Annotated in this window: 21 protein-coding genes and 3 tRNA genes; 22 read left to right on the top strand and 2 right to left on the bottom strand. The window is 61.1% G+C overall.

Features of this window, described 5'->3' with window-relative positions; genetic code table 11:
* The first annotated feature begins 50 nt into the window (after nt 1–50).
* From AC06G5_RS09765 to AC06G5_RS09775, 3 genes are all read left to right on the top strand, one after another.
* A complete protein-coding gene (locus tag AC06G5_RS09765) occupies nt 51–494 on the top strand; it encodes an acyl-CoA thioesterase (RefSeq protein ID WP_413421552.1) in 444 nt (147 codons plus the stop codon).
* A 171-nt stretch (nt 495–665) separates the two neighbouring features.
* A complete protein-coding gene (locus AC06G5_RS09770; RefSeq protein ID WP_413705322.1) occupies nt 666–1,625 on the top strand; it encodes a tRNA dihydrouridine synthase in 960 nt (319 codons plus the stop codon).
* A gap of 132 nt (nt 1,626–1,757) precedes the next feature.
* Entirely contained in the window at nt 1,758–2,204 is a 447-nt protein-coding gene (locus AC06G5_RS09775) for an Hsp20 family protein (RefSeq protein WP_102701161.1), read from the top strand.
* 54 nt (nt 2,205–2,258) lie between these two features.
* On the opposite strand, the gene AC06G5_RS09780 is transcribed toward AC06G5_RS09775, so the two are convergent.
* Together AC06G5_RS09780 and AC06G5_RS09785 are read right to left on the bottom strand one after the other, a co-directional pair.
* Entirely contained in the window at nt 2,259–5,537 is a 3,279-nt protein-coding gene (locus AC06G5_RS09780) for a sensor domain-containing protein (protein ID WP_480459336.1), read from the bottom strand.
* Between the two features lie 67 nt (nt 5,538–5,604).
* Nucleotides 5,605–6,495, bottom strand: a complete 891-nt coding sequence (locus tag AC06G5_RS09785) for a LysR family transcriptional regulator (RefSeq protein ID WP_413705321.1) — start codon at nt 6,493–6,495, stop codon at nt 5,605–5,607.
* Between the two features lie 148 nt (nt 6,496–6,643).
* Here AC06G5_RS09785 and leuC point away from each other — a divergent pair, with 148 nt between their 5' ends.
* From leuC to AC06G5_RS09880, 19 genes are all read left to right on the top strand, one after another.
* Complete coding sequence (leuC, locus tag AC06G5_RS09790; protein ID WP_413428422.1) at nt 6,644–8,074, top strand: 3-isopropylmalate dehydratase large subunit; 1,431 nt, start codon at nt 6,644–6,646, stop codon at nt 8,072–8,074.
* A gap of 2 nt (nt 8,075–8,076) precedes the next feature.
* Nucleotides 8,077–8,721, top strand: a complete 645-nt coding sequence (gene leuD / locus AC06G5_RS09795; RefSeq protein WP_413428423.1) for a 3-isopropylmalate dehydratase small subunit — start codon at nt 8,077–8,079, stop codon at nt 8,719–8,721.
* A 146-nt stretch (nt 8,722–8,867) separates the two neighbouring features.
* A complete protein-coding gene (locus AC06G5_RS09800) occupies nt 8,868–9,635 on the top strand; it encodes a class I SAM-dependent methyltransferase (RefSeq protein ID WP_413705320.1) in 768 nt (255 codons plus the stop codon).
* Nucleotides 9,636–9,700: 65 nt separating this feature from the next.
* A complete protein-coding gene (leuB, locus tag AC06G5_RS09805) occupies nt 9,701–10,783 on the top strand; it encodes a 3-isopropylmalate dehydrogenase (RefSeq protein ID WP_413428425.1) in 1,083 nt (360 codons plus the stop codon).
* 66 nt (nt 10,784–10,849) lie between these two features.
* On the top strand, nt 10,850–11,962 hold the full coding sequence (gene asd, locus AC06G5_RS09810) for an aspartate-semialdehyde dehydrogenase (RefSeq protein WP_007986960.1): 1,113 nt from the start codon (nt 10,850–10,852) through the stop codon (nt 11,960–11,962).
* A 176-nt stretch (nt 11,963–12,138) separates the two neighbouring features.
* On the top strand, nt 12,139–13,149 hold the full coding sequence (locus AC06G5_RS09815; protein WP_413428426.1) for an aspartate-semialdehyde dehydrogenase: 1,011 nt from the start codon (nt 12,139–12,141) through the stop codon (nt 13,147–13,149).
* Between the two features lie 205 nt (nt 13,150–13,354).
* Nucleotides 13,355–15,970, top strand: coding sequence for a motility hub landmark protein FimV (locus tag AC06G5_RS09820; protein ID WP_413705318.1), 2,616 nt, complete (start codon nt 13,355–13,357; stop codon nt 15,968–15,970).
* 282 nt (nt 15,971–16,252) lie between these two features.
* Complete coding sequence (gene truA / locus AC06G5_RS09825) at nt 16,253–17,077, top strand: tRNA pseudouridine(38-40) synthase TruA (RefSeq protein ID WP_032829430.1); 825 nt, start codon at nt 16,253–16,255, stop codon at nt 17,075–17,077.
* A 63-nt stretch (nt 17,078–17,140) separates the two neighbouring features.
* Nucleotides 17,141–17,767 (top strand): phosphoribosylanthranilate isomerase, encoded by a 627-nt coding sequence (locus tag AC06G5_RS09830; RefSeq protein WP_480459340.1) that lies wholly within the window; start codon nt 17,141–17,143, stop codon nt 17,765–17,767.
* A gap of 217 nt (nt 17,768–17,984) precedes the next feature.
* The gene (gene accD, locus AC06G5_RS09835) at nt 17,985–18,905 is read left to right on the top strand and encodes an acetyl-CoA carboxylase, carboxyltransferase subunit beta (RefSeq protein ID WP_007975665.1); all 921 of its coding nucleotides are present in this window, start codon (nt 17,985–17,987) and stop codon (nt 18,903–18,905) included.
* Complete coding sequence (gene folC, locus AC06G5_RS09840; RefSeq protein ID WP_480459342.1) at nt 18,902–20,209, top strand: bifunctional tetrahydrofolate synthase/dihydrofolate synthase; 1,308 nt, start codon at nt 18,902–18,904, stop codon at nt 20,207–20,209. Before accD ends, folC begins: the two co-directional genes overlap by 4 nt.
* Nucleotides 20,193–20,873, top strand: coding sequence for an SPOR domain-containing protein (locus tag AC06G5_RS09845; protein WP_413428627.1), 681 nt, complete (start codon nt 20,193–20,195; stop codon nt 20,871–20,873). Before folC ends, AC06G5_RS09845 begins: the two co-directional genes overlap by 17 nt.
* Nucleotides 20,874–20,971: 98 nt before the next feature.
* Entirely contained in the window at nt 20,972–21,532 is a 561-nt protein-coding gene (locus AC06G5_RS09850) for a CvpA family protein (RefSeq protein ID WP_480459343.1), read from the top strand.
* Between the two features lie 41 nt (nt 21,533–21,573).
* On the top strand, nt 21,574–23,079 hold the full coding sequence (gene purF, locus AC06G5_RS09855) for an amidophosphoribosyltransferase (RefSeq protein ID WP_008016246.1): 1,506 nt from the start codon (nt 21,574–21,576) through the stop codon (nt 23,077–23,079).
* Nucleotides 23,080–23,160: 81 nt separating this feature from the next.
* Entirely contained in the window at nt 23,161–24,372 is a 1,212-nt protein-coding gene (locus tag AC06G5_RS09860; RefSeq protein ID WP_413428628.1) for an O-succinylhomoserine sulfhydrylase, read from the top strand.
* Entirely contained in the window at nt 24,369–25,145 is a 777-nt protein-coding gene (locus tag AC06G5_RS09865) for an SDR family oxidoreductase (protein ID WP_413428629.1), read from the top strand. The genes AC06G5_RS09860 and AC06G5_RS09865 overlap by 4 nt, the downstream gene beginning before the upstream one ends.
* Before the next feature lie 256 nt (nt 25,146–25,401).
* Nucleotides 25,402–25,477 (top strand) — tRNA-Val (locus AC06G5_RS09870).
* A 53-nt stretch (nt 25,478–25,530) separates the two neighbouring features.
* Nucleotides 25,531–25,607: transfer RNA gene (locus AC06G5_RS09875), tRNA-Asp, on the top strand.
* Between the two features lie 92 nt (nt 25,608–25,699).
* Nucleotides 25,700–25,776, top strand: a tRNA-Asp gene (locus tag AC06G5_RS09880).
* The last annotated feature ends 380 nt before the right edge of the window (nt 25,777–26,156 follow it).

Below are 26,156 nucleotides of genomic sequence, written 5' to 3' on the forward strand. Positions count from 1 at the left end.
GCATCCGTTACACTGCCCCGGTCGAATTTATCTGACCGGGGGAATGGGGCATGGGCTGGGATCGGGAAACGCCATTTATCATTGATCTGCAAGTGGGCGCCGAGGACATCGACGGGTTGGGGCATGCGAACAACGCGGTCTACGTGACCTGGCTCGAACGCTGTGCCTGGCGCCACTCCCAGCGCCTTGGCCTGGATCTGGTCGAGTACCGGCGGCTGGATCGGGCGATGGCGGTGGTGCGCCACGAGATCGATTACCTGGCAGCAGCCTACGAAGACGATGAGTTGCAATTGGCGACCTGGATCGTCGATTGGGACCAGCGCCTGAAAATGACCCGTCACTTCCAGTTGAAGCGCCCCAGTGATAATTCGACGTTGCTGCGGGCGCAGACCACTTTCGTCTGCATCGAACTGTCCACGGGCAAGCCCAAGCGCATGCCGGCGGAGTTCATCGAGGGGTACGGCCCGGCGTTGCTATCGCTCCAGCCAATGTAGGAGCGAGCTCGCTCGCGATGGTCGTCAACGATAACGCGACCAGTCTGGCTCCCCACGGTGGTCTCGGGTTTTTCGCGAGCAGGCTCGCTCCTACAGGGGGATCTGCGATGTTCTGCAGAGTCCTGCTGAAACCAGTAAACTGCTGCACGTTTTTCCTCGAGTGTGTTTTTCATGCAAATTGCTTTGGCGCCCATGGAGGGGTTGGTCGACGACATCCTGCGCGATGTGCTGACCCGCGTGGGCGGTATTGACTGGTGCGTGACCGAGTTCATTCGGGTCAACGACCAGTTGCTGACACCAGCCTATTTCCACAAATTCGGCCCGGAGCTGCTCAACGGTGCCCGGACGGCCTCCGGCGTGCCGCTGCGTGTGCAACTGCTCGGTTCCGATCCGGTGTGTCTGGCAGAAAATGCCGCGCTGGCTTGCGAACTGGGTTCCGAAGTGATCGACCTGAACTTCGGCTGTCCGGCCAAGACCGTCAACAAATCCCGTGGTGGCGCGGTACTGCTAAAGGAACCCGAGCTGCTCAACCGGATCGTCGAACAGGTTCGTCGTGCCGTCCCCGCACACATTCCGGTCACCGCCAAGATGCGCCTCGGCTTCGACAGCCCGGACGGTTCGCTGGTGTGTGCCACGGCCCTGGCCGAAGGCGGTGCGGAGCATATCGTGGTGCACGCGCGGACCAAGGTGGATGGCTACAAGCCGCCGGCGCACTGGGAGTGGATTCCGCGCGTGCAGGACGTGGTCAAGGTGCCGGTGTTCGCCAATGGTGACATCTGGAGCGTCGAAGACTGGCGTCGCTGCCGCGAGATCAGCGGCGTGGAAGACATCATGCTCGGTCGTGGCCTGGTTTCGCGCCCCGATCTGGCGAAGCAGATAGCCGCTGCCCGTGCTGGTGAAGAGGTCGTGGAGATGACCTGGAACGAGCTGCTGCCACTGATCCAGGACTTCTGGCTGCAAGCCAAGGCGCAGATGACGCCCCGCCAATCACCGGGGCGCCTGAAGCAATGGCTGGCGATGCTGACCCGCAATTATCCCGAAGCGGTGGAACTCTTCACCGTCCTGCGGCGTGAGACCGAACTGGATAACGTCTCGCGCTTGTTGGGGCTGCCGGTGGCTGAGGCCGCCTGAAACTTTTTTTAAAAAAAGCAGAAAATACTCTCTTGAAATGCAATCAGCGGTCCCTATCTAAGGGGTACGCGATGCCGAATTCGGGTCGCGGAGACAAAAAACCTTGCTGATTGTTTTCAGGAGATTTGAACCATGAGTACTGCATTTTCCCTCGCGCCACTGTTCCGTTCCTCGGTAGGTTTCGACCGCTTCAACGACCTGTTCGAAACCGCCCTGCGCAATGAGCCAGGCAGCACCTATCCCCCTTACAACGTGGAAAAGCACGGTGACGATCAATATCGCATCGTCGTAGCCGCCGCCGGTTTCCAGGAAGATGACCTGGAGCTGCAAGTCGAGAAGGGTGTGCTGACCATCAGTGGTGGCAAACGTGACGCCAACGAAGGCGTGACCTTCCTGCACCAGGGCATTGCCCAGCGTGCGTTCAAGCTGTCCTTCCGTCTGGCGGACCACATCGAGATCAAGGCTGCCGGCCTGAGCAACGGTCTGTTGAGCATCGACCTGCTGCGGGTGATCCCGGAAGAGGCAAAAGCCAAGCGCATCCCGATCAACGGGGTGCAGAAACCGGCTCTGCAACACTGAGTCAGAGCAAGAGAAAAGGGCGCCATTGGCGCCCTTTTTTGTGACCGTGTGCCGTCACTTCAGGAGTTTTTGAAACGCCTCCACCGGCAACGGCTGACTGTGCAGATACCCCTGGTAGAAGTGACAATCCAGCCCTTGCAAGAACTCCAGTTGCTCCGCTGTCTCGACCCCTTCGGCAATCACTTTCAGATCCAGGCTGTGGGCCATGGCGACGATGGCGCGAATGATCTCGGCGTCGTTCGGGTCGCTGGTGGTGTCGCGGATGAACGACTTGTCGATTTTCAGGGTGTCGACCGGCAAGCGCTTGAGGTAGGTCAGCGAGGAATAGCCGGTGCCGAAGTCGTCCATGGCGAAGCTCACGCCGAGTTTTTTCAGGCGGCGCATTTTGTTGATGGTGTCTTCCAGGTTCTGGATCACGATGCCTTCGGTGATTTCCAGCTTCAGCAACGTGCAGGGTAGCCCGTAGGTGGCGAGGCTGTTTTCGACCCGTTCGACGAAATCGTTCTGGCGGAACTGGCGCGGGCTGATGTTCACGCACAGGCTGAATTTGTATGGATTCACCAGTCCGTCGTCGATCAATTTCTTGAAGGCCTTGCAGGCTTCGTCGAGGATCCAGGTGCCGACCTCCAGAATCAGTCCGCTGTCTTCCAGCACCTTGATGAAGTCGGTGGGCGATTGCGCGCCGAGCTCCGGATGATTCCAGCGCACCAGGGCCTCGGCGCCGACGATGCGGTCGCCCCGGGCGTCGACCTGGGGTTGGTAATGCACGTGAAACTCGCCCCGGGACAGGGCCAGGCGCAAGTCGGTTTCCATGCGCAGGCGTTCGCTCGCGGCCTTCTGCATGGTGTTGTGGTACATCTGCGCGGTATTGCGCCCCGAGTCCTTGGCGCGATAGAGCGCGATGTCGGCGCGCTTGAGCAGGTCGGTCGGGGTCGAACCGTGATCAGGGATCAGCGCGATGCCGATGCTTGGCGTCACTTGCAGGCGCTGGCCGTCGAGGAACATAGGTTCCGACAGCAGTTCGCGGATGGTGTCGGCCAGTTCGCGAACCTGATCGCTGACTTCGCTGCGCGAACCTTCGAGACCGCTGAGCAGCACCACGAACTCGTCACCGCCCAGGCGCGCAACGGTGTCCTCCATGCGCACGCTGGCTTCCAGGCGCGCGGTGATGATTTTCAGCACGGTATCGCCCACCGGGTGCCCGAGGGAGTCGTTGATGTGCTTGAAGTGGTCAAGGTCGAGGAACATCAGCGCGCCACGCAGGTTATGACGTTTGAGCAGGGCGATCTGCTGGCTCAGGCGGTCCATCAGCAATGCGCGGTTGGGCAGGTTGGTCAATGGGTCGTGGTAGGCCAGGTGACGAATCTGCGCTTCGGCGTTTTTCAGCAGGCTCACGTCTCGCGCGGTCAACAGCAGGCAGGCGGTTTCGTTGAGGGTGATCGGCTCCACCGAGACTTCGACGGTGAGCAGTTCGCCGCGCTTGTTGCGCCCGAGCATTTCCTGATGATGAACCCGACCCTTGATTTGCAGTTCCGCCAGCAGTGCCGAGCGTTGTTTTTCTTCCGCCCAGATCCCGACCTGGTACACCGTGCGGCCCACCACTTCCTCGGCGCGGTAGCCGGTCAGGCGGCAGAAGCCGTCATTGACCTCCAGATAGCGCCCGGTGTCGCGTTCGGTGATGGTGATGGCGTCGGGGCTTGAGTGGAAGGCCTTGGCGAATTTTTCTTCACTGGCCTTGAGCGCCGCTTCCGAACGCTGTTGCTGGGTGATATCGCGCAGCGTGGTGACGATGCAGGGCTGGTCGCCAACGCTGATCTGGCGGCTGGAAATCACGCAAGTCAGGGCCTGTCCATCCTTGTGCTGGACCAGAATGGCGACATTGTTCAGGCCTTGTTCGCGGATCACTTGTTCGATCCGTCGCAGGCTTTTCGCCGAGGCGTCCCACAGGCCGATTTCGTCGGCGCTGCGGCCAATCACATCGGCGGTGCTCCAGCCGAAGGTCTGGGTGAAGCTGGAGTTGATTTCAATGAACAGGCCGCTGTCCTGGTGGGTGACGCAGATCGGATCGGGGCTGACCTGGAACAGCGTGGCGAATTTCTCTTCGGAGGCCACCAGCCGTTGTTCGCGCTCCACCTGGTCCGTGATGTCGAGCAATGTGCCGGCCATGCGCACCGGCACGCCGTTTTCATCGCGGTACAGGCGGGCGCGGCTTTCCAGGTAGCGCGAGCTGCCGTCGGGCAATTGCACGCGGTAGGTCAATTGATAGTTGCCGGCCGGGCCTTCACGCAGGCTGCGGTAGGCGTCGCGCATGGTGTCGCGTTCTTCGCCGGGCACGCCTTCGAAGAACTCGTCGAAGGATTCGTGGAAGGGTTTGGCGTCCAGTCCGTGCAGTTGGGCGGCCCGTGCCGATCCGTAGAGCATGCCGCTGGGAATGTGCCAGTCCCAGGTGCCGAGTTGCGCCGAGTCCAGGGCCAGGTCGAGGCGCTCCTGGCTGTCCTTGAGGGCCTGTTCGGCGACTTTGCGTTCGGTGGTGTCAAGGAACGTGCTCAGCAGATAGGGCTGGCCTTCGAGCTCGACTTTTTGCGCACTGAGGATGCCGTCATGGATCTGGCCGTTGCTGGCGCGAAACTGCACTTCCATGCTGACCAGGTCGCCTTTGGCTTTAGTAGCCTTGACCAGGTCGGCCCGTTGCTCGGGATGCACCCACAGCCCCAGTTCGAGGGTGGTGCGGCCGATCGCGTTTTGCACCGGCCAGCCGAACAGGCTTTCGAAGTACTGGTTGGCTTCGGAGATCAGGCCGTCTTCCTGGCGGGTCAGCAGGACCATGTTCGGGCACAGGTGAAACAGGGTGGCGAAGCGTTTTTCCGAACTGCTCAGCGCCTGTTCGCGCTGGCGCTGGTGAGTGATTTCGCGGATCACGCCGATCATTCGTGGCCTGCCGTGCTTGTCCGGCAACAGGCTGCCGCTGATTTCCAGCCAGTGCAGGCTGCCATCGGGCCAGCGAATGCGGTGGTGCATGGCCTGCTCCAGCGGTGCGCCGGCGATGACCGCATGGAAGGCGCGAAGGGTTTTCGCGCGGTCTTCCGGCGGCAACAGGTCGAGGTATTCCAGATCATGTGGCAGCGGTTTCCGGGGATCGAAGCCGAACAGTGCCTGCGTGCCCCGGGACCAGCTGATCTGCCCGCGCTCGATGTCCCAATACCAGGCGCCCAGGCGCGCGCCGTTGAGCGCGGCCAGTAATTGCGAGGCGCTTTCCCAGCTCTGTTCGGAGCTTTTCGGGTCAAGTGCCTGAATACGCGGCATCGGCGGAATACGGTCAACAGATTTCGGCATTGGTAAGCCTTGAGCTGAGTTTGGGCATTTGTTGCAGGTGTTCGCGGCTCTATAGGAGTAGCACAAGTTAGCCTTGAGTCCCTGGCAGTTCGAGTTGAGCGTCCAGCAAGGCCATGAAGGCCCGCGCAGCATTCGACAGCGTCCTTTCCGTGTGCAGGATATAGCCTAGCTGGCGAGTGAGCTGTATGCCCGGCAAAGGTATGCGCGCCACCTGATCATCGAGCATGGTGCGCGGCAAAACACTCCAGGCCAGGCCGATCGAGACCATCATCTTGATGGTTTCCAGGTAGTTGGTGCTCATGGCGATGTTTGGCGTCAGGCCTTGGGCTTCGAACAGCCGCTGCACGATGTGGTGGGTAAAGGTGTTGCCGCCGGGGAACACCGCCGGGTGTCGGGCGATGTCCGCCAGGCTGACTTTGCCGTTGTTGAGCAGAGAATGCTCCGGGGCGACCACGAAATCCAGCGGGTCGTCCCACACCGGCGTGGCCTTGACCAGTGCATGGGGTTCCGGCGCCAGGGTGATGACCGCCAGTTCGGCGCGGCCATGCAGGATTTCCTCGTAGGCCACTTCCGAATCGAGGAACTGGATATCCAGCGCGACGTCTGGATAGCGTCGGGTGAACTCTCTTAATAAAGGCGGCAAACGGTGCAGGCCGATGTGGTGACTGGTGGCCAGGGTCAGACGACCGGTCACCTCGCCGGTGAGGTTGGTCAGGGCCCGGCGCGTATCATCGAGGACGTTCAGAATCTGATAGGCCCGCGGCAACAGGGCGCGCCCGGCTTCGGTCAGGCCCACTTCACGACCCAGTCGGTCGAACAGCCGCACCTTCAATTGCTGCTCCAGCCCGGCGATGCGTTTGCTGATGGCGGGTTGGGTCAGGTGCAGGCGTTCGCCGGCGCCGGAGAAGCTTCCGGTCTCGGCGATGGCGATAAAGGCATTGAGATTGGCCAGGTCCATGGATGCATTCCAGTTGGTTATCCAAAGCATAAAAAATATGAATTTGAGTTATTTAATGTAACCCCCTAGGATCGACCTCACAAGCCAAAGGGTTATTGAAATCGTCAAAGCCCGGGGCATAGAAACAAGCTGATGAGGAAACCGTCTGATGGCCGGCAAAACGCTCTACGACAAGCTCTGGGATTCGCATTTGGTCAAGCAGCGCGACGATGGCTCTGCGCTGATCTACATCGATCGTCACATCATCCACGAAGTGACCTCGCCGCAAGCCTTTGAAGGCCTGCGTCTGGCCGGGCGCAAGCCATGGCGCATCGATGCCAACATCGCGACCCCGGACCACAACGTACCGACCACGCCGGAGCGCAAGGGCGGCATCGACGCCATCGTTGACCAGGTCTCGCGTCTGCAAGTCCAGACCCTCGATGACAACTGCGACGAGTACGGCATCGTCGAATTCAAGATGAATGACGTTCGCCAGGGCATCGTCCACGTCATCGGCCCGGAGCAGGGCGCAACCTTGCCGGGCATGACCGTGGTCTGCGGCGACTCCCATACTTCGACCCATGGCGCATTCGGCGCATTGGCTCATGGTATCGGCACCTCCGAGGTCGAGCACGTGCTCGCCACCCAGTGCCTGGTCGCCAAGAAAATGAAGAACATGCTGGTGCGCGTCGAAGGCCAATTGCCGTTCGGCGTCACCGCCAAGGACATCGTGCTTGCCGTGATCGGCAAGATCGGTACCGCTGGCGGTAACGGCCACGCCATCGAATTCGCCGGCAGCGCGATTCGCGACCTGTCCGTGGAAGGCCGCATGACCATCTGCAACATGTCCATCGAAGCCGGCGCTCGCGTTGGGCTGGTAGCCGCCGACGAAAAAACCGTGGCCTATGTGAAGGGCCGTCCATTTGCTCCGAAGGGCGCGGAGTGGGATCTGGCCGTTGAGGCCTGGAAAGATCTGGTCTCCGACGCCGATGCCAGGTTCGACACCATCGTTGAGCTCGACGCCACCCAGATCAAGCCGCAAGTCAGCTGGGGTACTTCGCCGGAAATGGTCCTGGCGGTCGATCAGAACGTGCCGGACCCTGCGAAGGAAATGGACCTGGTCAAGCGCGATTCCATCGTGCGCGCCTTGAAGTACATGGGTTTGACCGCCAATCAGGCGATCACCGACATTCAGCTCGACCGCGTGTTCATCGGTTCCTGCACCAACTCGCGGATCGAAGACTTGCGTGCTGCGGCCGTGATCGCCAAGGGCCGCAAGGTGGCTTCGACCATCAAGCAGGCCATCGTGGTGCCGGGCTCGGGCCTGGTGAAGGCGCAGGCCGAATTGGAAGGCCTGGACAAGATTTTCCTCGAAGCCGGTTTCGAATGGCGCGAGCCGGGTTGCTCGATGTGCCTGGCGATGAACCCGGACCGTTTGGAGTCGGGCGAGCATTGCGCCTCGACCTCCAACCGCAACTTCGAAGGCCGTCAGGGCGCCGGCGGTCGTACCCACCTCGTCAGCCCGGCCATGGCCGCGGCCGCCGCTGTGAACGGTCGTTTCGTCGACGTCCGTGAAATGATTCAGGGAGCGCAGTAAGCATGAGAGCATTTACCCAACATACTGGTCTTGTTGCACCTTTGGATCGTGCCAACGTCGATACCGACCAGATCATCCCCAAGCAGTTCCTGAAGTCGATCAAGCGTACGGGCTTCGGCCCGAACCTGTTCGATGAGTGGCGCTACCTGGATGTGGGGCAGCCGTACCAGGACAACTCCAGGCGTCCGCTGAACAAGGACTTCGTCCTCAACGCCGAACGTTACCAGGGCGCCAGCGTCTTGCTGGCCCGCGAGAACTTCGGTTGCGGCTCCAGCCGCGAGCACGCGCCGTGGGCGCTCGAAGAGTACGGTTTCCGCAGCATCATCGCGCCGAGCTATGCCGACATCTTCTTCAACAACAGCTTCAAGAACGGCTTGTTGCCGATCATCTTGAGCGATGCCGAAGTTGACGAACTGTTCCAGCAGGTCGAGGCCAATCCGGGCTATCAGCTGCAGGTCGATCTGCAGGCCCAGACCGTGACCCGCCCTGACGGCAAGGTGTTGAGCTTCGAAATAGACGCGTTCCGCAAGCATTGCCTGCTCAATGGCCTGGACGATATCGGCCTGACCTTGCAGGACGGCGATGCGATTGCTGCGTTCGAAGCCAGGCATCGGGCGAGCCAGCCGTGGTTGTTTCGCGACGCTTGATTGATCCGGGATTTGTATAGATAGGGCCGGCCTCTTCGCGAGCAAGCCCGCTCCCACATTTTGAAATGCATTCCAATGTGGGAGCGGGCTTGCTCGCGAAGACGGCCGCCCAGACACCACAAGACTCACCCCAAAAGGAAGTCCCAATGACCAGCACCGCCCAGCACACCCAGGTAGTCCAAAAGCAATTCGGTGAACAGGCTTCGGCCTACCTGAGCAGCGCCGTACACGCCCAGGGCACTGAATTCGCGCTGCTACAGGCGGAACTGGCAGGGCAGGGCGAAGCCCGGGTGCTGGATTTGGGCTGCGGCGCCGGTCACGTGAGTTTTCATGTGGCGCCGCTGGTCAGGGAAGTGGTGGCCTACGACCTGTCGCAGCAGATGCTTGACGTAGTGGCTGGCGCTGCTGTCGATCGTGGCTTGAGCAACGTGACCACGGTCAAGGGTGCCGCCGAGCGCCTGCCGTTCGCCGATGGCGAGTTTGATTTCGTCTTCAGCCGCTATTCGGCGCACCATTGGAGCGATCTTGGTGTTGCCCTGCGGGAAGTGCGTCGGGTGTTGAAGCCGGGCGGGGTGGCGGCGTTCATCGACGTGTTGTCACCGGGCAGCCCGCTGTTCGACACTTACCTTCAAAGCGTCGAAGTGCTGCGCGACACCAGCCATGTGCGCGATTATTCCGCCGGTGAGTGGTTGCGCCAGGTCAGCGAGGCGGGGCTGCATACGCGCAGTACCACCCGTCAGCGCTTGCGCCTGGAGTACAACAGCTGGGTCGAACGCATGCGCACACCTGAAGTGATGCGCGCGGCGATCCGGGCGTTGCAGCAGTCGATGGGCAGTGAAGTGCGCGAATATTTCGAGATTGAGGCCGATGGTTCGTTCAGTACCGATGTGCTGGTGCTGATGGCTGAACGATAAGCTCTGAACGATAGAATTTTTCCGGGCGCGCCCAAGGGCGCACCGACTGATGACATGAGGAAAGCATGAGCAAGCAGATTCTGATTCTCCCAGGTGACGGTATTGGCCCGGAAATCATGGCCGAGGCGGTCAAGGTTCTGGAATTGGCCAGCGACAAGTTCGCTTTGGGCTTCAACCTGAGCTTTGATGTGATCGGTGGCGCGGCCATCGACAAGCACGGCGTGCCGCTGGCCGACGAGACCCTGGAGCGTGCCCGTGCAGCCGATGCGGTGTTGCTGGGCGCCGTTGGCGGCCCGAAATGGGACACTATCGAGCGTGACATCCGCCCTGAGCGCGGCCTGCTGAAAATCCGTGCGCAACTGGGCCTGTTCGGCAACCTGCGTCCGGCGATCCTGTACCCGCAACTGGCCGAGGCTTCCAGCCTGAAGCCGGAAATCGTTGCCGGGCTGGACATCCTGATCGTTCGCGAACTGACCGGCGGCATCTACTTCGGCGCGCCACGTGGTACCCGTACCCTGGAAAACGGCGAGCGTCAGTCCTACGACACCCTGCCGTACAGCGAAAGCGAAATCCGCCGTATCGCCCGAGTCGGTTTCGACATGGCCATGGTGCGTGGCAAGAAGCTGTGCTCGGTGGACAAGGCCAACGTACTGGCGTCCAGCCAGCTGTGGCGTGAAGTGGTCGAACAAGTGGCCAAGGATTACCCTGAAGTCGAACTGAGCCACATGTACGTCGACAACGCCGCCATGCAGCTGGTGCGTGCACCGAAGCAGTTCGACGTGATCGTCACCGACAACATGTTCGGCGACATCCTGTCCGACCAGGCCTCGATGCTCACCGGCTCCATCGGCATGCTGCCGTCGGCGTCCCTGGACACCAACAACAAAGGCATGTACGAGCCGTGCCACGGTTCGGCGCCGGACATCGCGGGCAAGGGCATTGCCAACCCGCTGGCGACCATTTTGTCGGTGTCGATGATGTTGCGTTACAGCTTCAACCAGCAGGCTGCGGCCGATGCCATCGAGAAAGCCGTCAGCCTGGTGCTGGATCAGGGCTTGCGCACCGGTGACATCTGGTCGGCCGGTTGCACTAAAGTCGGTACGCAGGAAATGGGTGACGCAGTAGTCGCCGCGCTGCGGAATCTGTAATCTCTCGGGCCCGCTGCCAAATTCAAGACAAGGCAGCGGCCCACATTTCAAGAAGGTGTAGTTGCGATGAAACGTGTAGGTCTGATCGGTTGGCGCGGTATGGTCGGTTCCGTGCTCATGCAGCGGATGCTGGAAGAGCAGGATTTCGATCTAATCGAGCCGGTGTTTTTCACCACTTCCAATGTCGGTGGCCAAGGCCCGTCCGTGGGCAAGGACATTGCTCCGCTCAAGGACGCTTACAGCATTGAAGAGCTGAAAACCCTCGACGTGATTCTGACCTGCCAGGGTGGCGACTACACCAGCGAAGTCTTCCCCAAGCTGCGCGAAGCCGGCTGGCAGGGCTACTGGATCGACGCCGCGTCCAGCCTGCGCATGCAGGATGACGCAGTGATCGTTCTGGACCCGGTGAACCGCAAGGTCATCGACCAGCAACTGGACGCGGGCACCAAGAACTACATCGGCGGCAACTGCACCGTCAGCCTGATGCTGATGGGCCTCGGTGGCCTGTTCGAAGCTGGCCTGGTGGAGTGGATGAGCGCCATGACCTATCAGGCGGCCTCCGGTGCCGGCGCGCAGAACATGCGTGAACTGATCAAGCAAATGGGCGCGACCCACGCCTCTGTCGCCGATCAATTGGCCGATCCGGCCAGCGCGATCCTCGACATCGACCGTCGTGTTGCCGAAGCCATGCGCAGCGATGCATACCCGACCGAAAACTTCGGCGTACCGCTGGCCGGCAGCCTGATCCCGTGGATCGACAAGGAACTGCCGAACGGCCAGAGCCGCGAAGAGTGGAAGGCCCAGGCCGAGACCAACAAGATCCTCGGTCGCTTCAAGAGCCCGATCCCGGTCGATGGCATCTGCGTGCGTATCGGCGCCATGCGCTGCCACAGCCAGGCACTGACCATCAAGCTGAACAAAGATGTACCGATCGCTGATATCGAAGGGTTGATCAGCCAGCACAACCCTTGGGTCAAGCTGGTGCCGAACAACCGTGAGACCAGCATTCAGGAGCTGAGCCCGAACAAGGTCACCGGCACCCTGAACATCCCGGTTGGCCGTCTGCGCAAGCTGAACATGGGTTCGCAATTCGTCGGCGCGTTTACCGTCGGCGACCAGCTGCTGTGGGGCGCGGCCGAACCGCTGCGTCGCATGCTGCGGATCCTGCTCGAGCGTTGATTGTTTGAAGCAATGAAAGAACCCGCGCTTTGAGAGAGGCGCGGGTTTTTTTATCCTTGTGGGAGCGGGCTTGCTCGCGAAGGGGCCATCACAGCCAACACAAGGCCCGGCCGAATTGCCTGCATGCCAGTCACCCGGTAAAGTGCCGCTCCCCCCGTTTCGCCAGAGGTCAAACCATGAGCCAGTCCATTGATATTGCCGTGATCGGCGCCACCGGTACTGTTGGCGAAACACTTGTGCAGATTCTCGAAGAGCGCGATTTCCCGATCGGCACCCTTCACCTGTTGGCCAGCAGCGAATCGGCTGGCAGTTCCGTACCGTTTCGCGGCAAGAACGTGCGGGTGCGGGAAGTCGATGAGTTCGACTTCAGCAAGGTGCAGTTGGCATTCTTTGCCGCCGGCCCGGCGGTTTCGTTGAGTTTTGCTTCCCGTGCGACCGATGTCGGTTGCTCGGTGATCGATCTCTCCGGTGCCTTGCCGGCGGAAAAGGCGCCGCAGGTCGTGCCCGAGGCCAACGCTCAGGTGTTGGCCGGCTTGAAAAGACCGTTTCAGGTCAGCAGTCCAAGTCCGTCGGCCACCACGCTGGCGGTGGTGCTCGCGCCGCTGATGGAATTGCTCGATTTGCAGCGCATCAGCCTGACCGCCAGCCTGGCAGTATCGGCCCAGGGCCGCGAAGCGGTGACTGAACTCGCCCGGCAAACCGCCGAACTGCTGAATGTGCGGCCGCTGGAGCCGAAATTCTTTGATCGGCAAATGGCCTTCAACCTGTTGGCCCAGGTCGGCAAACCGGATGAGCAAGGTCATACGTTGCTGGAAAAGCGCCTGGTGCGTGAGCTGCGCCAGGTCATGGCGTTGCCTTCATTGAAGATTTCCGTCACTTGCATTCAAGCCCCGGTGTTTTTTGGCGATAGCTATAGCGTGACCCTGCAGTCCGCGAGTGAAATCGACCTGGCGAAGGTCAATGCAGCCCTGGAGGACGCACCCGGAATCGAGCTGGTGGAAGCCGGCGATTACCCGACGCCGGTGGGCGATGCGGTAGGGCAGGATGTGGTTTATGTGGGTCGGGTTCGCCAGGGTATCGACGACCTGTCGGAACTTAATTTGTGGCTGACGTCAGATAACGTACGCAAAGGCGCAGCGCTCAACGCTGTGCAGCTGGCTGAGTTGTTGATAAAAGACCTGCTGTAAAAGATACTTTGCAACAATTTGTCGAATGATTCCGGGCGAGCCTATGCTTGCCGGAATGCTGAAGGCGAGCCACTTTGCGGGGCTTTCCGGGGCATCAATGAAATGACCGCGCGCGACGACTCTCGCCGTTGCGCGCAATGCCTTACGGCAGCGGCTATCAATACCTTCTCGCTGGCCGAGGAATGTTCAAACTAAGGATGAGCTAATGGTTCAAGTTCGCAAACTGGTGTTAGCAATAGCGGCCGCCTCGGCGCTGTCCTCCGGTATGGCGCATGCCCTCGGGCTCGGGGAGTTGACCCTGAAATCGACGCTCAACCAGCCGCTGGTAGCGGAAATCGAGCTGCTCGATGTCAAGGACCTCACCGCTGCTGAAGTGGTGCCGAGCCTGGCTTCGCCGGAAGATTTCACCAAGGCCGGTGTCGATCGCCAGGCGTTTCTCAATGACTTGACCTTCACCCCGGTGCTTAACGCCAGCGGCAAAAGCATCCTGCGCGTGACCTCCAGCAAGCCACTTTCCGAACCCATGGTGAAGTTCCTGGTTCAGGTCATGTGGCCGAACGGCCGTTTGCTGCGCGACTACAGTGTGTTGCTCGATCCATCGAAATTCTCGCCGCAGACCGCCGAGGCGGCTGCGCAGCCTGTACCGACTCAATCCGTCGCCGCGCCGGTTACCGGTGCGACCAAGCCGTCCCGATACACCACCACGCCACGGGATACCCTGTGGGAAATCGCCGCAAAAGCGCGTAATGGCGGTTCGATCCAGCAAACCATGCTGGCCATCCAGGCACTGAACCCGGACGCCTTCATTGACGGCAACATCAACCGCTTGAAAACCGGCCAGGTGCTGCGCCTGCCGGACCAGGCGCAGAGCACGAACCTGGCGCAACCCAAGGCCATTGCCGAAGTGGCCGCGCAAAACAAGGCCTGGCGTCAGGGCCGCCGTTATGTGGCCAAGCCCGGGGCAGGGCAGCAGCAGATCGACGCCACCAATCGCGCTCGCACCGATGGTGCTGCGGCTCAAGCGGCCGTTGACAAGCTGAGCCTGGTTTCCGCCGAATCCGGCAAGAACCGTGGCAAAGGTGCTGCCGGAGATGCCACGGCCCTCGCCAACAAGCTGGCGCTGACCCAGGAAAGCCTCGACACCAGTCGTCGTGATAACGCCGAACTGAAAAGCCGCATGGCCGACCTGCAAAGTCAGGTGGACAAGCTGCAACGCCTGATCGAGTTGAAGAACAATCAACTGGCCAAGTTGCAGGTCGAGGGCGCGAATGGCGCACCCGCCGCCGCAGCGGCCCCGGCAATGTCGGCCGAGCTGGCTGCAAGCCCGGTGGCCGCGCCTGCTCCGGCAGAAGCTGCGGCGCCAGTGGCCACGGCGCCCGAGGCAGCTCCGGCGCCGGCCGAGAAACCTGTCGAGGCGACACCGGTCGCCTCCGACGATCAGAAATTCAATGAGTTGCTGACCAATCCTGTGCTGCTGGGCCTGGTGGGTGGCGGTGCGGTGATTCTGCTGCTCTTGCTGCTGTTGCTGGCGCGCCGCCGCAAAGCCCAGCAAGAAGCCGAGAAACATATGCGCATGGCGCGTGCCTTGGCCGAAGAACAGCCGTTCTCGGCCGATCTCGATTTGCCGGAAAGCAGCTTCGAAGGCCTGGAAGTTCCGCCGCCGAGCGTGAAGCTGGCGACTGCACCGACGCCTGCTCCCGCGCCCGCGCCGGTGGTTGCCCCGGTCGTGATGACCACGCCGATCGCCGCGCCATTGGTGGCGCCGGCTGCCGAGCGCTCCGATGACGTGCTGGGCCAGGCTCAGTCGCACATCAATGCCGGTCGCCTGAACCAGGCTGCCGCATTGCTGGAGGATGGCGTCAAGCAAGAGCCCAAGCGCAGCGACCTGCGCTTGAAGCTGATGGAAGTCTACGGCCAGCAAGGCGACCGCGATGCGTTCGTCGGCCAGGAGCGTCAGTTGGTGGCCAATGGCGACAACTTCGCCCAGGTTGAAAAACTCAAAAGCCGCTTCCCGGCCATGGCGCTGGTGGCTGCCGGTGGCATCGCCGCAGCCGCCGTTGCTGCCGAGCTGGACGCGCAATACGTCAAGGATCTGTTGCTCGACGAGCCACAGGCACCGGCACCAGAGCCGGCACCGTTCGAGGACGATCTCGACAGCGCCTTCGACCTGAGCCTGGACGATCTGGACACGATCACACCGGTGGCGCCTGCAGCTGCGCCGGAGCCTGAAGTGACGGCGCTGGCGGATCTGGAAGAATTCCCGCTGGATGACGACCTGAGTTTCGAGTCGGTGTTGCAGCAACAGACTGAAATCAAGGAAAGCCTCGACGATCTGTCGGACTTCGATCTTGACCTGGATCTCGGTGCGCAACCGTCGCCGGCGATGCTGGCTGAAGACGATTTCCTGCTGGATCTGGATGCAGGGGTGAAGGATTTCCCGGTTGCCGAAACCCCGGCTGTTCCTGAGGTCGCGCTGGATGATCTGGAATTGCCGGCCGATTTCGATCTGTCGCTGGCCGACGAAATGGACGCGCCGGATGCGTTCGCGGCAGAGCTGGATGATGTCAACGCCGAGCTGGAGAGCCTGTCCAACGACATCGGCGAGCCGACCTTTACCGAGGCCGATGCCGCGCTGGGAGGCGATGATGACTTCGACTTCCTCTCGGGTACTGACGAGGCCGCTACCAAGCTCGATCTGGCCCAGGCCTATATCGACATGGGCGACAGCGATGGCGCCCGCGACATCCTCAAAGAGGTCGTGAGCGAAGGCAGTGCCGAGCAGAAGAGCGAAGCCAGGGAAATGCTTTCGCGCCTGGCTTGAGTGCACGTCAAGTTGTAGACAGAGCGGCAGCCCATTGAGGCTGCCGTTTTTGTTTGGCCGCAAGAGCGATGTCGACATCCAGGCCGCCTTCGCGAGCAAGCCCGCTCCCACCGGGTTCTGTGGCGCTCACAAAACCTTGTGGGAGCGGGCTTGCCCGCGAAGAGGCCGGAACAGTCAGTGGAGATCTCTCTGGCATCCCCGCCCGGCGGCCTTATAATGCCCGCCTTTGGTACATCAGCAGGCTGTCCCTCCTTGGCAAATATAGATAACCCGGCCGCCGAAATGGCAGCCGACGGCTTTTTCCGGATCGCGCTGGGCGTTGAATACAAGGGCTCGCGCTACCGCGGCTGGCAGCGGCAGGCGTCCGGGGTGCTCACCGTGCAGGAAACCCTCGAAAACGCCTTGTCCAAAGTCGCCGACTCACCCGTTTCGCTGATGTGCGCCGGGCGTACCGACGCCGGGGTGCATGCCTGCGGACAGGTGGTGCATTTCGACACCCAGGTCGAGCGTTCGATGAAGGCCTGGACCATGGGTGCCAACATCAACTTGCCCCACGACGTCAGTGTCAGTTGGGCCAAGGTCATGCCGGCGCATTTTCATGCGCGGTTCAAGGCCATCGCCCGGCGTTATCGCTACGTGATCTACAACGATCAGATCCGCCCGGCGCACCTGAACGAAGAAGTGACCTGGAATCACCGTCCGCTGGATGTCGAGCGCATGGCCGAGGCCGCTCAGTACTTGCTCGGTACCCATGATTTCAGCGCTTTTCGCGCCGGCCAGTGCCAGGCCAAGTCGCCGATCAAGGAGCTGCACCACCTGCGCGTCACCCGTCACGGCAAAATGATCGTGCTGGATATTCGCGCCAGCGCCTTCCTGCATCACATGGTGCGCAACATTGCCGGCGTGCTGATGACCATCGGTGCCGGTGAGCGTCCGGTGGAGTGGATGAAAGAGGTGCTGGAAAGCCGGATTCGACGGACCGGTGGCGTGACCGCGCATCCATTCGGTTTGTATCTGGTCCAGGTCGAGTACCGTGACGAATTCGAATTGCCCGAGCGTTACATCGGTCCGCACTTCCTGACCGGTTTCTCGGAACTTGGCGGCTGACGCCCTCGAACGCTTTTGCTACCATCCGGGACTTTCCCGGATTTGTCTTGGAGTTATGTCGACATGCCAGCCGTTCGCAGCAAGATCTGTGGGATTACCCGCATGGAAGATGCGTTGGCAGCCGTCGAGGCCGGGGCGGATGCCATCGGATTCGTGTTTTACGCCAAAAGTCCCCGTGCGGTGACGTTCCAGCAGGCGCGCTCGATCATCAAGGCGCTGCCGCCGTTCGTGACCACCGTGGGCTTGTTCGTCAATGCCAGCCGTTGCGAGCTGGGGGAAATCCTCGACGCCGTGCCCCTGGACCTGTTGCAGTTCCATGGCGACGAAACCGCCGCCGAGTGTGAAGGCTGGCACCGGCCGTACATCAAGGCATTGCGGGTCAAGGCCGGTGATGACATCGCGGCAGCTTGTGATGCCTATCCAGGTGCCAGCGGTATTTTGCTCGACACCTATGTCGAAGGTATTCCCGGAGGAACCGGTGAGGCATTCGACTGGTCATTGATACCGCAAGGTCTGAGCAAACCGATCATTCTGGCGGGCGGTCTGACGCCGGATAACGTCGCCGAGGCGGTTGCGCGCGTTCGGCCTTACGCCGTGGATGTCAGCGGCGGGGTAGAGGCGAGCAAGGGCATCAAGGACCACGCAAAGATTCAGGCATTCATCAAAGCGGTACGCGGTAGCACCTGTTGATGTGACGGCTGGCAGACTGCCGCCGTCCACTGCACTGTACAAAGCGGATGCACTGCACAAAGCAGGCATATCCGAGGGTTTCTGGTTGCACGCAGGTCATGTTTCGCGCTGACCGTGGCAGTCCATCGATCGTCGCCGCACACATGAATTTAGCGCTAGGGCATACACGGGGCTGCGAACCAGAGCGTTCGGGCCGCCGGTACTGGAGAAAGAAAGCATGAGCAACTGGTTAGTAGACAAACTGATCCCTTCGATCATGCGTTCCGAGGTCAAGAAGAGCTCGGTGCCTGAAGGTCTTTGGCACAAATGCCCGTCTTGCGAGGCTGTGCTGTATCGTCCGGAGTTGGAAAAGACCCTGGACGTTTGCCCCAAGTGCAACCATCACATGCGTATCGGCGCCCGCGCCCGTATCGACATCTTCCTCGACGTCGAAGGCCGTACCGAGCTGGGTGCGGACCTGGAGCCGGTTGACCGTCTGAAATTCCGCGACGGCAAGAAATACAAGGACCGCCTGACCGCTGCACAAAAGCAGACCGGCGAAAAAGACGCGCTGGTTTCCATGAGCGGCACTTTGCTGGGCATGCCGATCGTGGTTTCGGCGTTCGAGTTTTCCTTCATGGGCGGTTCGATGGGCGCCATCGTCGGTGAGCGTTTCGTGCGCGCCGCCAACTACGCCCTGGAAAAACGTTGCCCGATGGTCTGCTTCTCGGCTTCCGGCGGTGCGCGGATGCAGGAAGCGCTGATTTCCCTGATGCAAATGGCCAAGACCTCCGCGGTACTGGCGCGTCTGCGTGAAGAAGGCATTCCGTTCATCTCCGTGTTGACCGACCCGGTCTACGGCGGCGTTTCCGCCAGTCTGGCGATGCTGGGCGACGTGATTGTCGGCGAGCCGAAGGCGTTGATCGGTTTTGCCGGTCCGCGTGTGATCGAGCAGACCGTGCGCGAAAAACTGCCGGAAGGCTTCCAGCGCAGCGAATTCCTGCTGGAGCACGGTGCCATCGACATGATCATCGACCGTCAGGAGCTGCGTCCGCGTCTTGGCAACCTGTTGGCACAAATGATGGGCCTGCCGACGCCTAAGTTCGTTGCTGCCCCTATCGAACCGATCGTGGTTCCGCCGGTGCCAGCCAGCCTATGACCCAACGTACCCTTGGCGAATGGCTCGCCTACCTTGAGCAGTTGCACCCTTCAGCCATCGACATGGGCCTGGAGCGGTCGCAGCAGGTAGCGTCCCGTATGGCACTGGGCAAGCCGGCGCCTCGGGTGATTACGGTCACCGGGACCAACGGCAAGGGTTCCACCTGTGCGTTCGTGGCGTCCTTGCTGCGGGCCCAGGGCTTGAAGGTGGGGGTTTACAACTCCCCGCACCTGCTGCGTTACAACGAGCGGGTGCAGGTCAATGGCATCGAAGCCACTGATGCCGAGCTGTGCGAGGCCTTTGCCGCGGTAGAGGCCGGGCGCGGCGACACCTCCCTGACTTACTTCGAAATGGGCACCCTGGCGGCATTCTGGCTGTTCCAGCGCTCCGGGCTCGATGCCGTGGTGCTGGAAGTCGGTCTGGGCGGTCGTCTGGACACGGTCAACGTGGTGGACGCCGACATGGCGCTGGTCACCAGTATTGGTGTCGATCATGCGGATTACCTCGGTGATACCCGTGAGTCCGTGGCCTTCGAGAAGGCCGGTATTTTCCGTCAGGGCGCGCCTGCGCTCTGCGGCGACCTGAATCCGCCACAACCTCTGCTGGACAAGGCGCGCGAGCTCAATTGCCCGTTTTTCCTGCGTGGGCGCGATTTTGACCTCGGTGTGACCGATCACAACTGGCAGTGGCGCGGTGTCGATGCAAAAGGGCATGCAGTCGAGTTGCGCGACTTGCCGCTGCTCGATCTGCCGATGGAAAACGCAGCGCTGGCGTTGCAGGCTTACTTGTTGCTCGGCTTGCCTTGGGTGGATACGCAGATTGTCGAGGCACTGCGGGCAACCAGGGTGGTCGGTCGTCTGGATCGCCGCGAGTTCGAGTGGCAAGGCAAGCGCTTGAATCTATTGCTGGATGTGGGGCATAACCCCCATGCGGCGGAGTATCTGGCTCGTCGCCTGGCCAGTCGCCCGCCGGTCGGCAAGCGATTGGCGGTGTTCGGGCTGCTGGCGGACAAGGACCTGGGTGGTGTTGTCGGCGAATTGAATGCTAGTGTCCAGCACTGGGCTGTCGCACCTCTGGATTCGCCTCGGGCGCGTCCGGTTGCGGATTTGCACGATGCGTTGCAAGGTCTGGGTGCTTCGGTCACGTCATACGAAAGTGTAGCGGCCGCCCTGGAAGGGCAGTGTGCCCAGGCCACGAACGACGACGAAATCCTGTTGTTCGGATCATTTTATTGTGTCGCCGAGGCCCTTGAATGGCTGGCCCGGCGCTCCACGGAGGACGCGGCAAATGGCATTGCTGGATAAGGCATACAAACAGCGCATGGTTGGCGCCCTGGTGTTGGTTGCGCTGGCGGTGATTTTTCTGCCGATGCTGTTTTCCCGCCAGGACGAACAGCGCCAGGTGACGGTCGAAGCCCCTGCGGCTCCGCAGGCGCCTGTGATGCCTCAGGTGCAGGTCGAACCCGTGGTGGTGCCTGAGCCGCAAGCCTTGCCTCAGGAGCCCGTGCCGAGCGATGACGAAATCGCCCAGCAGGAAGCACAGGCGGTGCCAGCTGTGCCGGTGGCGCCAGCTCCTGCTACCGCTGCGGCTGCCAAACCGGTTGCACCGCCGCCTGCGCCAGCCCCGGTCCCGGCTCTGGCCGCCAAGCCTGCGACAGCGCCTGCCCAGCCCATTACAGCGGCACCGGGCAAGCCGGACACCACGCAAAGCCGCGTCGATGCCAATGGCTTGTCTGTCAGCTGGTCGGTGCAACTGGCGAGCCTGTCGAGTCGTGAAAGCGCGGAAAAACTGCAGAAAACCCTGCGCAGCCAGGGTTACAACGCCTACATCCGTACCGCCGACGGCAAAAACCGGGTGTTTGTCGGGCCGCTGATCGAGCGCGCTGAAGCCGACCGTCTGCGTGACTTGCTCAACCGCCAGCAGAACCTCAAGGGGTTTGTCGTGCGCTTTCAGCCGGAACGTGGTTAAAACTATCGCCCCGATATGAAATGCACTGACAATCGCAGCTTACCGATAAGCATGGGCTCTGCTAAAATGCGCCGCCTTATCCGTCTGTAGGCTGCACTGTGCCATTTACCTGGGTTGACTGGGCGATCGTAGCAATCGTCGCCATCTCCGCATTGATCAGTCTGAGCCGCGGCTTCGTCAAGGAAGCTCTGTCGCTGGTGACCTGGATCATCGCAGGAGTCGTAGCCTGGATGTTCGGTGGCTCACTGTCCGAGTACCTGGGCGGGTACATTCAAACACCGTCGGCCCGTATAATCACGGGCTGTGCCATCATGTTTGTCGCCACTTTAATCGTAGGCGCAATGATCAATTATCTTATCGGCGAACTGGTTCGCGTCACCGGGCTCTCCGGGACCGACCGATTCCTCGGCATGGCCTTCGGCGCCGCGCGTGGCGGGTTGCTGGTGGTTGTCGCCGTCGGGCTGTTGAGCCTGGGGCCGGTACAGCAGGACGGGTGGTGGAAAGAGTCACAGCTCGTGCCAAAATTTCTATTGGTCGCCGACTGGTCCAAAAACCTGATCCTCGGGTGGAGCAGTCAGTGGCTTGCCAGCGGAATCAGCGTACCCGCTGATATTCCGTTCAAGGAGCAACTCTTGCCGATGGTCAAAACGCCTCAGTGAGTAGTGCTCAGTTCAGATCCATTAAGTAGGGGTTGCGTCGCATGTGTGGCATCGTCGGTATCGTCGGTAAGTCGAACGTCAATCAGGCGCTGTATGACGCGCTAACCGTCCTCCAGCACCGCGGCCAGGACGCTGCCGGTATCGTGACCAGCCATGATGGCCGGTTATTCCTGCGCAAGGACAACGGTCTGGTGCGTGACGTGTTCCAGCAGCGTCACATGCAGCGCCTGGTCGGCCACATGGGCATTGGCCATGTGCGTTATCCGACCGCGGGCAGCTCGACGTCGGCTGAAGCTCAACCGTTTTACGTCAACTCGCCTTACGGCATCACCCTGGCGCACAACGGTAACCTGACCAACGTTGAACAACTGGCCAAGGAGATTTACGAATCCGACCTGCGCCACGTCAACACCAGTTCCGATTCGGAAGTGCTGCTCAACGTGTTTGCGCACGAACTGGCCCAGCGCGGCAAGTTGCAGCCGACCGAAGAAGACGTGTTCGCCGCCGTCACTGACGTGCACAATCGTTGTGTCGGTGGTTATGCCGTCGTAGCGATGATCACCGGCTACGGCATTGTCGGCTTCCGCGACCCGCACGGCATCCGCCCGATCGTTTTCGGCCAGCGTCACACCGACGAAGGCGTCGAGTACATGATCGCCTCGGAAAGCGTTTCCCTGGACGTGCTCGGCTTCACCCTGATTCGCGACCTGGCTCCCGGCGAAGCGGTCTACATCACTGAAGAGGGCAAGCTGTACACCCGTCAGTGCGCGACCAACCCGTCCCTCACCCCGTGCATCTTCGAACACGTCTACCTGGCGCGTCCGGATTCGATCATCGACGGCGTGTCGGTCTACAAGGCCCGTCTGCGCATGGGTGAGAAACTCGCCGAGAAGATCCAGCGCGAGCGTCCGGATCACGACATCGACGTGGTCATCCCGATTCCGGACACCAGCCGCACCGCGGCGCTGGAACTGGCGAACCACCTGGGCGTGAAGTTCCGCGAAGGCTTCGTGAAGAACCGCTACATCGGCCGGACCTTCATCATGCCGGGCCAGGCCGCGCGGAAAAAATCCGTACGCCAGAAACTCAACGCCATCGAGCTGGAATTCCGCGGCAAGAACGTGATGCTGGTGGATGACTCCATCGTTCGCGGTACCACTTGCAAGCAGATCATCCAGATGGCCCGCGAAGCCGGCGCGAAGAACGTTTACTTCTGTTCCGCGGCTCCAGCGGTTCGCTACCCGAACGTCTACGGCATCGACATGCCGAGCGCCCACGAACTGATCGCCCACAACCGTTCGACCCAGGACGTGGCTGACCTGATCGGCGCCGACTGGCTGGTCTATCAGGACCTGCCTGACTTGATCGAAGCGGTCGGTGGCGGCAAGATCAAGATCGACAAGTTCGATTGCGCGGTGTTCGATGGCCAGTACGTCACCGGCGACGTCGACGAGGCTTACCTGAACAAGATCGAGCAGGCACGCAACGATGCCTCCAAGGTCAAGACGCAGGCAGTCAGTGCGATCATCGATCTGTACAACAACTGAGTGACTACCGGCCCTGAGGGGCCGGTTTTGTATCTGGCAAAAAGACTTTCATCTATCAAGAGCAGGGCAAGGAGTGACAGCATGAGTCAGGAATGGGATGCCGGTCGGCTGGACAGCGACCTCGAAGGTGTAGCGTTCGATACCCTGGCCGTACGCGCCGGTCAGCACCGCACGCCGGAAGGCGAACACGGTGATCCGATGTTCTTCACCTCCAGCTACGTATTCCGTACCGCCGCCGACGCCGCTGCGCGCTTCGCTGGCGAAGTACCGGGCAACGTCTATTCGCGCTACACCAACCCGACCGTGCGCGCGTTCGAAGAGCGCATTGCCGCGCTGGAAAGCGCCGAGCAGGCCGTGGCCACGGCCACCGGCATGGCGGCCATCATGGCCGTGGTGATGAGCCTGTGCAGCGCCGGAGATCATGTGCTGGTGTCGCGCAGCGTATTCGGCTCGACCATCAGCCTGTTCGAAAAGTACTTCAAGCGCTTCGGCATCGAAGTCGACTACGTTGCCCTGGCCGATCTGTCCGGTTGGGATGCGGCGATCAAGGCCAACACCAAGCTGCTGTTCGTCGAATCGCCGTCCAATCCGTTGGCCGAGTTGGTGGACATTGCGGCTCTGTCGGAAATCGCGCATGCCAAAGGCGCGATGCTGGTGGTCGACAACTGCTTCTGCACGCCGGCACTGCAACAGCCGCTGAAAATGGGCGCGGACATCGTCGTGCACTCGGCCACCAAGTTCATCGACGGCCAGGGCCGTTGCATGGGCGGCGTGGTCGCCGGTCGTAGCGAGCAGATGAAAGAAGTGGTGGGCTTCCTGCGTACCGCGGGGCCGACCCTGAGCCCGTTCAACGCCTGGATCTTCCTCAAGGGTCTGGAAACCCTGAACCTGCGGATGAAAGCGCATTGCGCCAATGCCCAGCAACTGGCCGAGTGGCTGGAGCAGCAGGCAGGCATCGAGAAAGTCCATTACGCCGGCCTCAAGAGCCATCCGCAGCACGAGCTGGCGCTGCGTCAGCAGAAGGGTTTCGGTGCTGTCGTCAGTTTTGAGGTGAAGGGTGGCAAAGAGGGGGCCTGGCGTTTTATCGATGCCACGCGCCTGATTTCGATCACCGCCAACCTGGGTGACAGCAAGACCACCATCACGCATCCGAGCACCACGTCCCATGGCCGCCTGGCGCCGCAAGAGCGTGAAGCGGCGGGCATTCGTGACAGCCTGATCCGCATTGCGGTCGGTCTTGAGGACGTGGCGGACCTGCAAGCCGATCTGGCGCGCGGCCTGGCTGCGCTGTGATCGAGTTGGCTACGCCGACCACGAGCTCGAATGGCCGCGTAGCGCTGGTGACCGGTGCTGCGCGGGGCATTGGCCTGGGGATCTCGGCCTGGCTGATCAGTGAAGGCTGGCAAGTCGTGCTGACGGATCTGGACCGGGAGCGCGGCTCGAAAGTGGCGAAAGTGCTGGGCGACAACGCCTGGTTCATCGCCATGGATGTCGCCAACGAAGGGCAGGTCGCGCTGGGCGTGGCCGAGGTGCTCGGCCAGTTCGGGCGCCTCGATGCGCTGGTGTGCAATGCGGCAGTTGCCGATCCACACAACATCACGCTGGAAAGCCTGGATCTGGCGCACTGGAATCGGGTGTTGGCGGTGAACCTCAGTGGGCCGATGTTGCTGGCCAAGCACTGTGCACCGTACCTGCGCGCTCACAGCGGTGCCATCGTCAATCTGGCCTCGACCCGCGCCGGGCAGTCGGAACCCGACACGGAAGCCTATGCGGCGAGCAAGGGCGGTTTGTTGGCCCTGACTCACGCGTTGGCCATCAGTCTTGGTCCGGAGATCCGGGTCAATGCCGTCAGTCCTGGCTGGATCGACGCGCGCGACCCCTCGGTGCGGCGGGCTGAACCATTGACCGAGGCCGATCATGCCCAGCATCCGGCGGGCAGGGTGGGTACGGTTGAGGATGTCGCGGCGATGGTCGCCTGGCTGCTGTCGAGGAATGCCGGATTTGTCACCGGTCAGGAATTCGTGGTCGATGGCGGCATGACCAAGAAGATGATTTACAGCGAGTAATCGGCCAAGGACGCTGTCTGCGGCATTGATGTTGAAAGTGCCACCGTCTTCGCGAGCAAGCCCGCTCCCACATTGGATTGTGTTGTGTCTGAAAGAACGCGGTCCAATGTGGGAGCGGGCTTGCTCGCGAAAGCGGTCTGACTGCTGTAGGTGCCCTCCCGATTGAAAGAATTTTGTCTTTTTCAGAAAAACTTCAAGCAGGGTATTGACTTAGGTTCGTTACCTGCGTAAATTTCGCGGCCTCGGAGATGCAAACGGGTGATTAGCTCAGCTGGGAGAGCGTCTGCCTTACAAGCAGAATGTCGGCGGTTCGATCCCGTCATCACCCACCACTCCCGAGATACTTGCGAAAGCAAGAGGTAGGCTGAAATGCCTCCACCGACGCGCAGCGGTAGTTCAGTCGGTTAGAATACCGGCCTGTCACGCCGGGGGTCGCGGGTTCGAGTCCCGTCCGCTGCGCCATATTTTCCGAGTCAGGCACGCCTGGCTCGAGATTGAAAAGCTACTGAGTTTTCAGTCAGACGAGTTACTTGAGCATCTGCTCAAAGCGATACGCAGCGGTAGTTCAGTCGGTTAGAATACCGGCCTGTCACGCCGGGGGTCGCGGGTTCGAGTCCCGTCCGCTGCGCCATATCTGCCCCGAGGCCCACTGAACGCCTTGGAGCTACGAAGAAGCCATTGGCTGCTTCGAGTCGATAGCAAAGACCCTGGTCGAAAGACCGGGGTTTTTTGTTTCTGAAATTTGATTTTTCCCTTCCTGTATTTTTCCTCTCAGCCCTTTCTGCTTGCCTGTTCTCGGGCAGGGCGAATCTTGTTCTCGTCTTCCGTCGATACCCTCAATGCACTGCGCCAAAAAGTCGCATTTTTTTGATTTTCTGGTCAGTTTTTGGTTTTCCGCAGGGTCGTAAGTCTATAAACTTAACCTTTCGGTCAGCTTTGCACTGTCATTACAGCCCTTTGCCACGTCCAGAAGGGCTTCTGCAAGACTCGAGATTTCCAGTACATAATCAG

This window comes from Pseudomonas sp. WT-JTC, assembly GCF_056711565.1.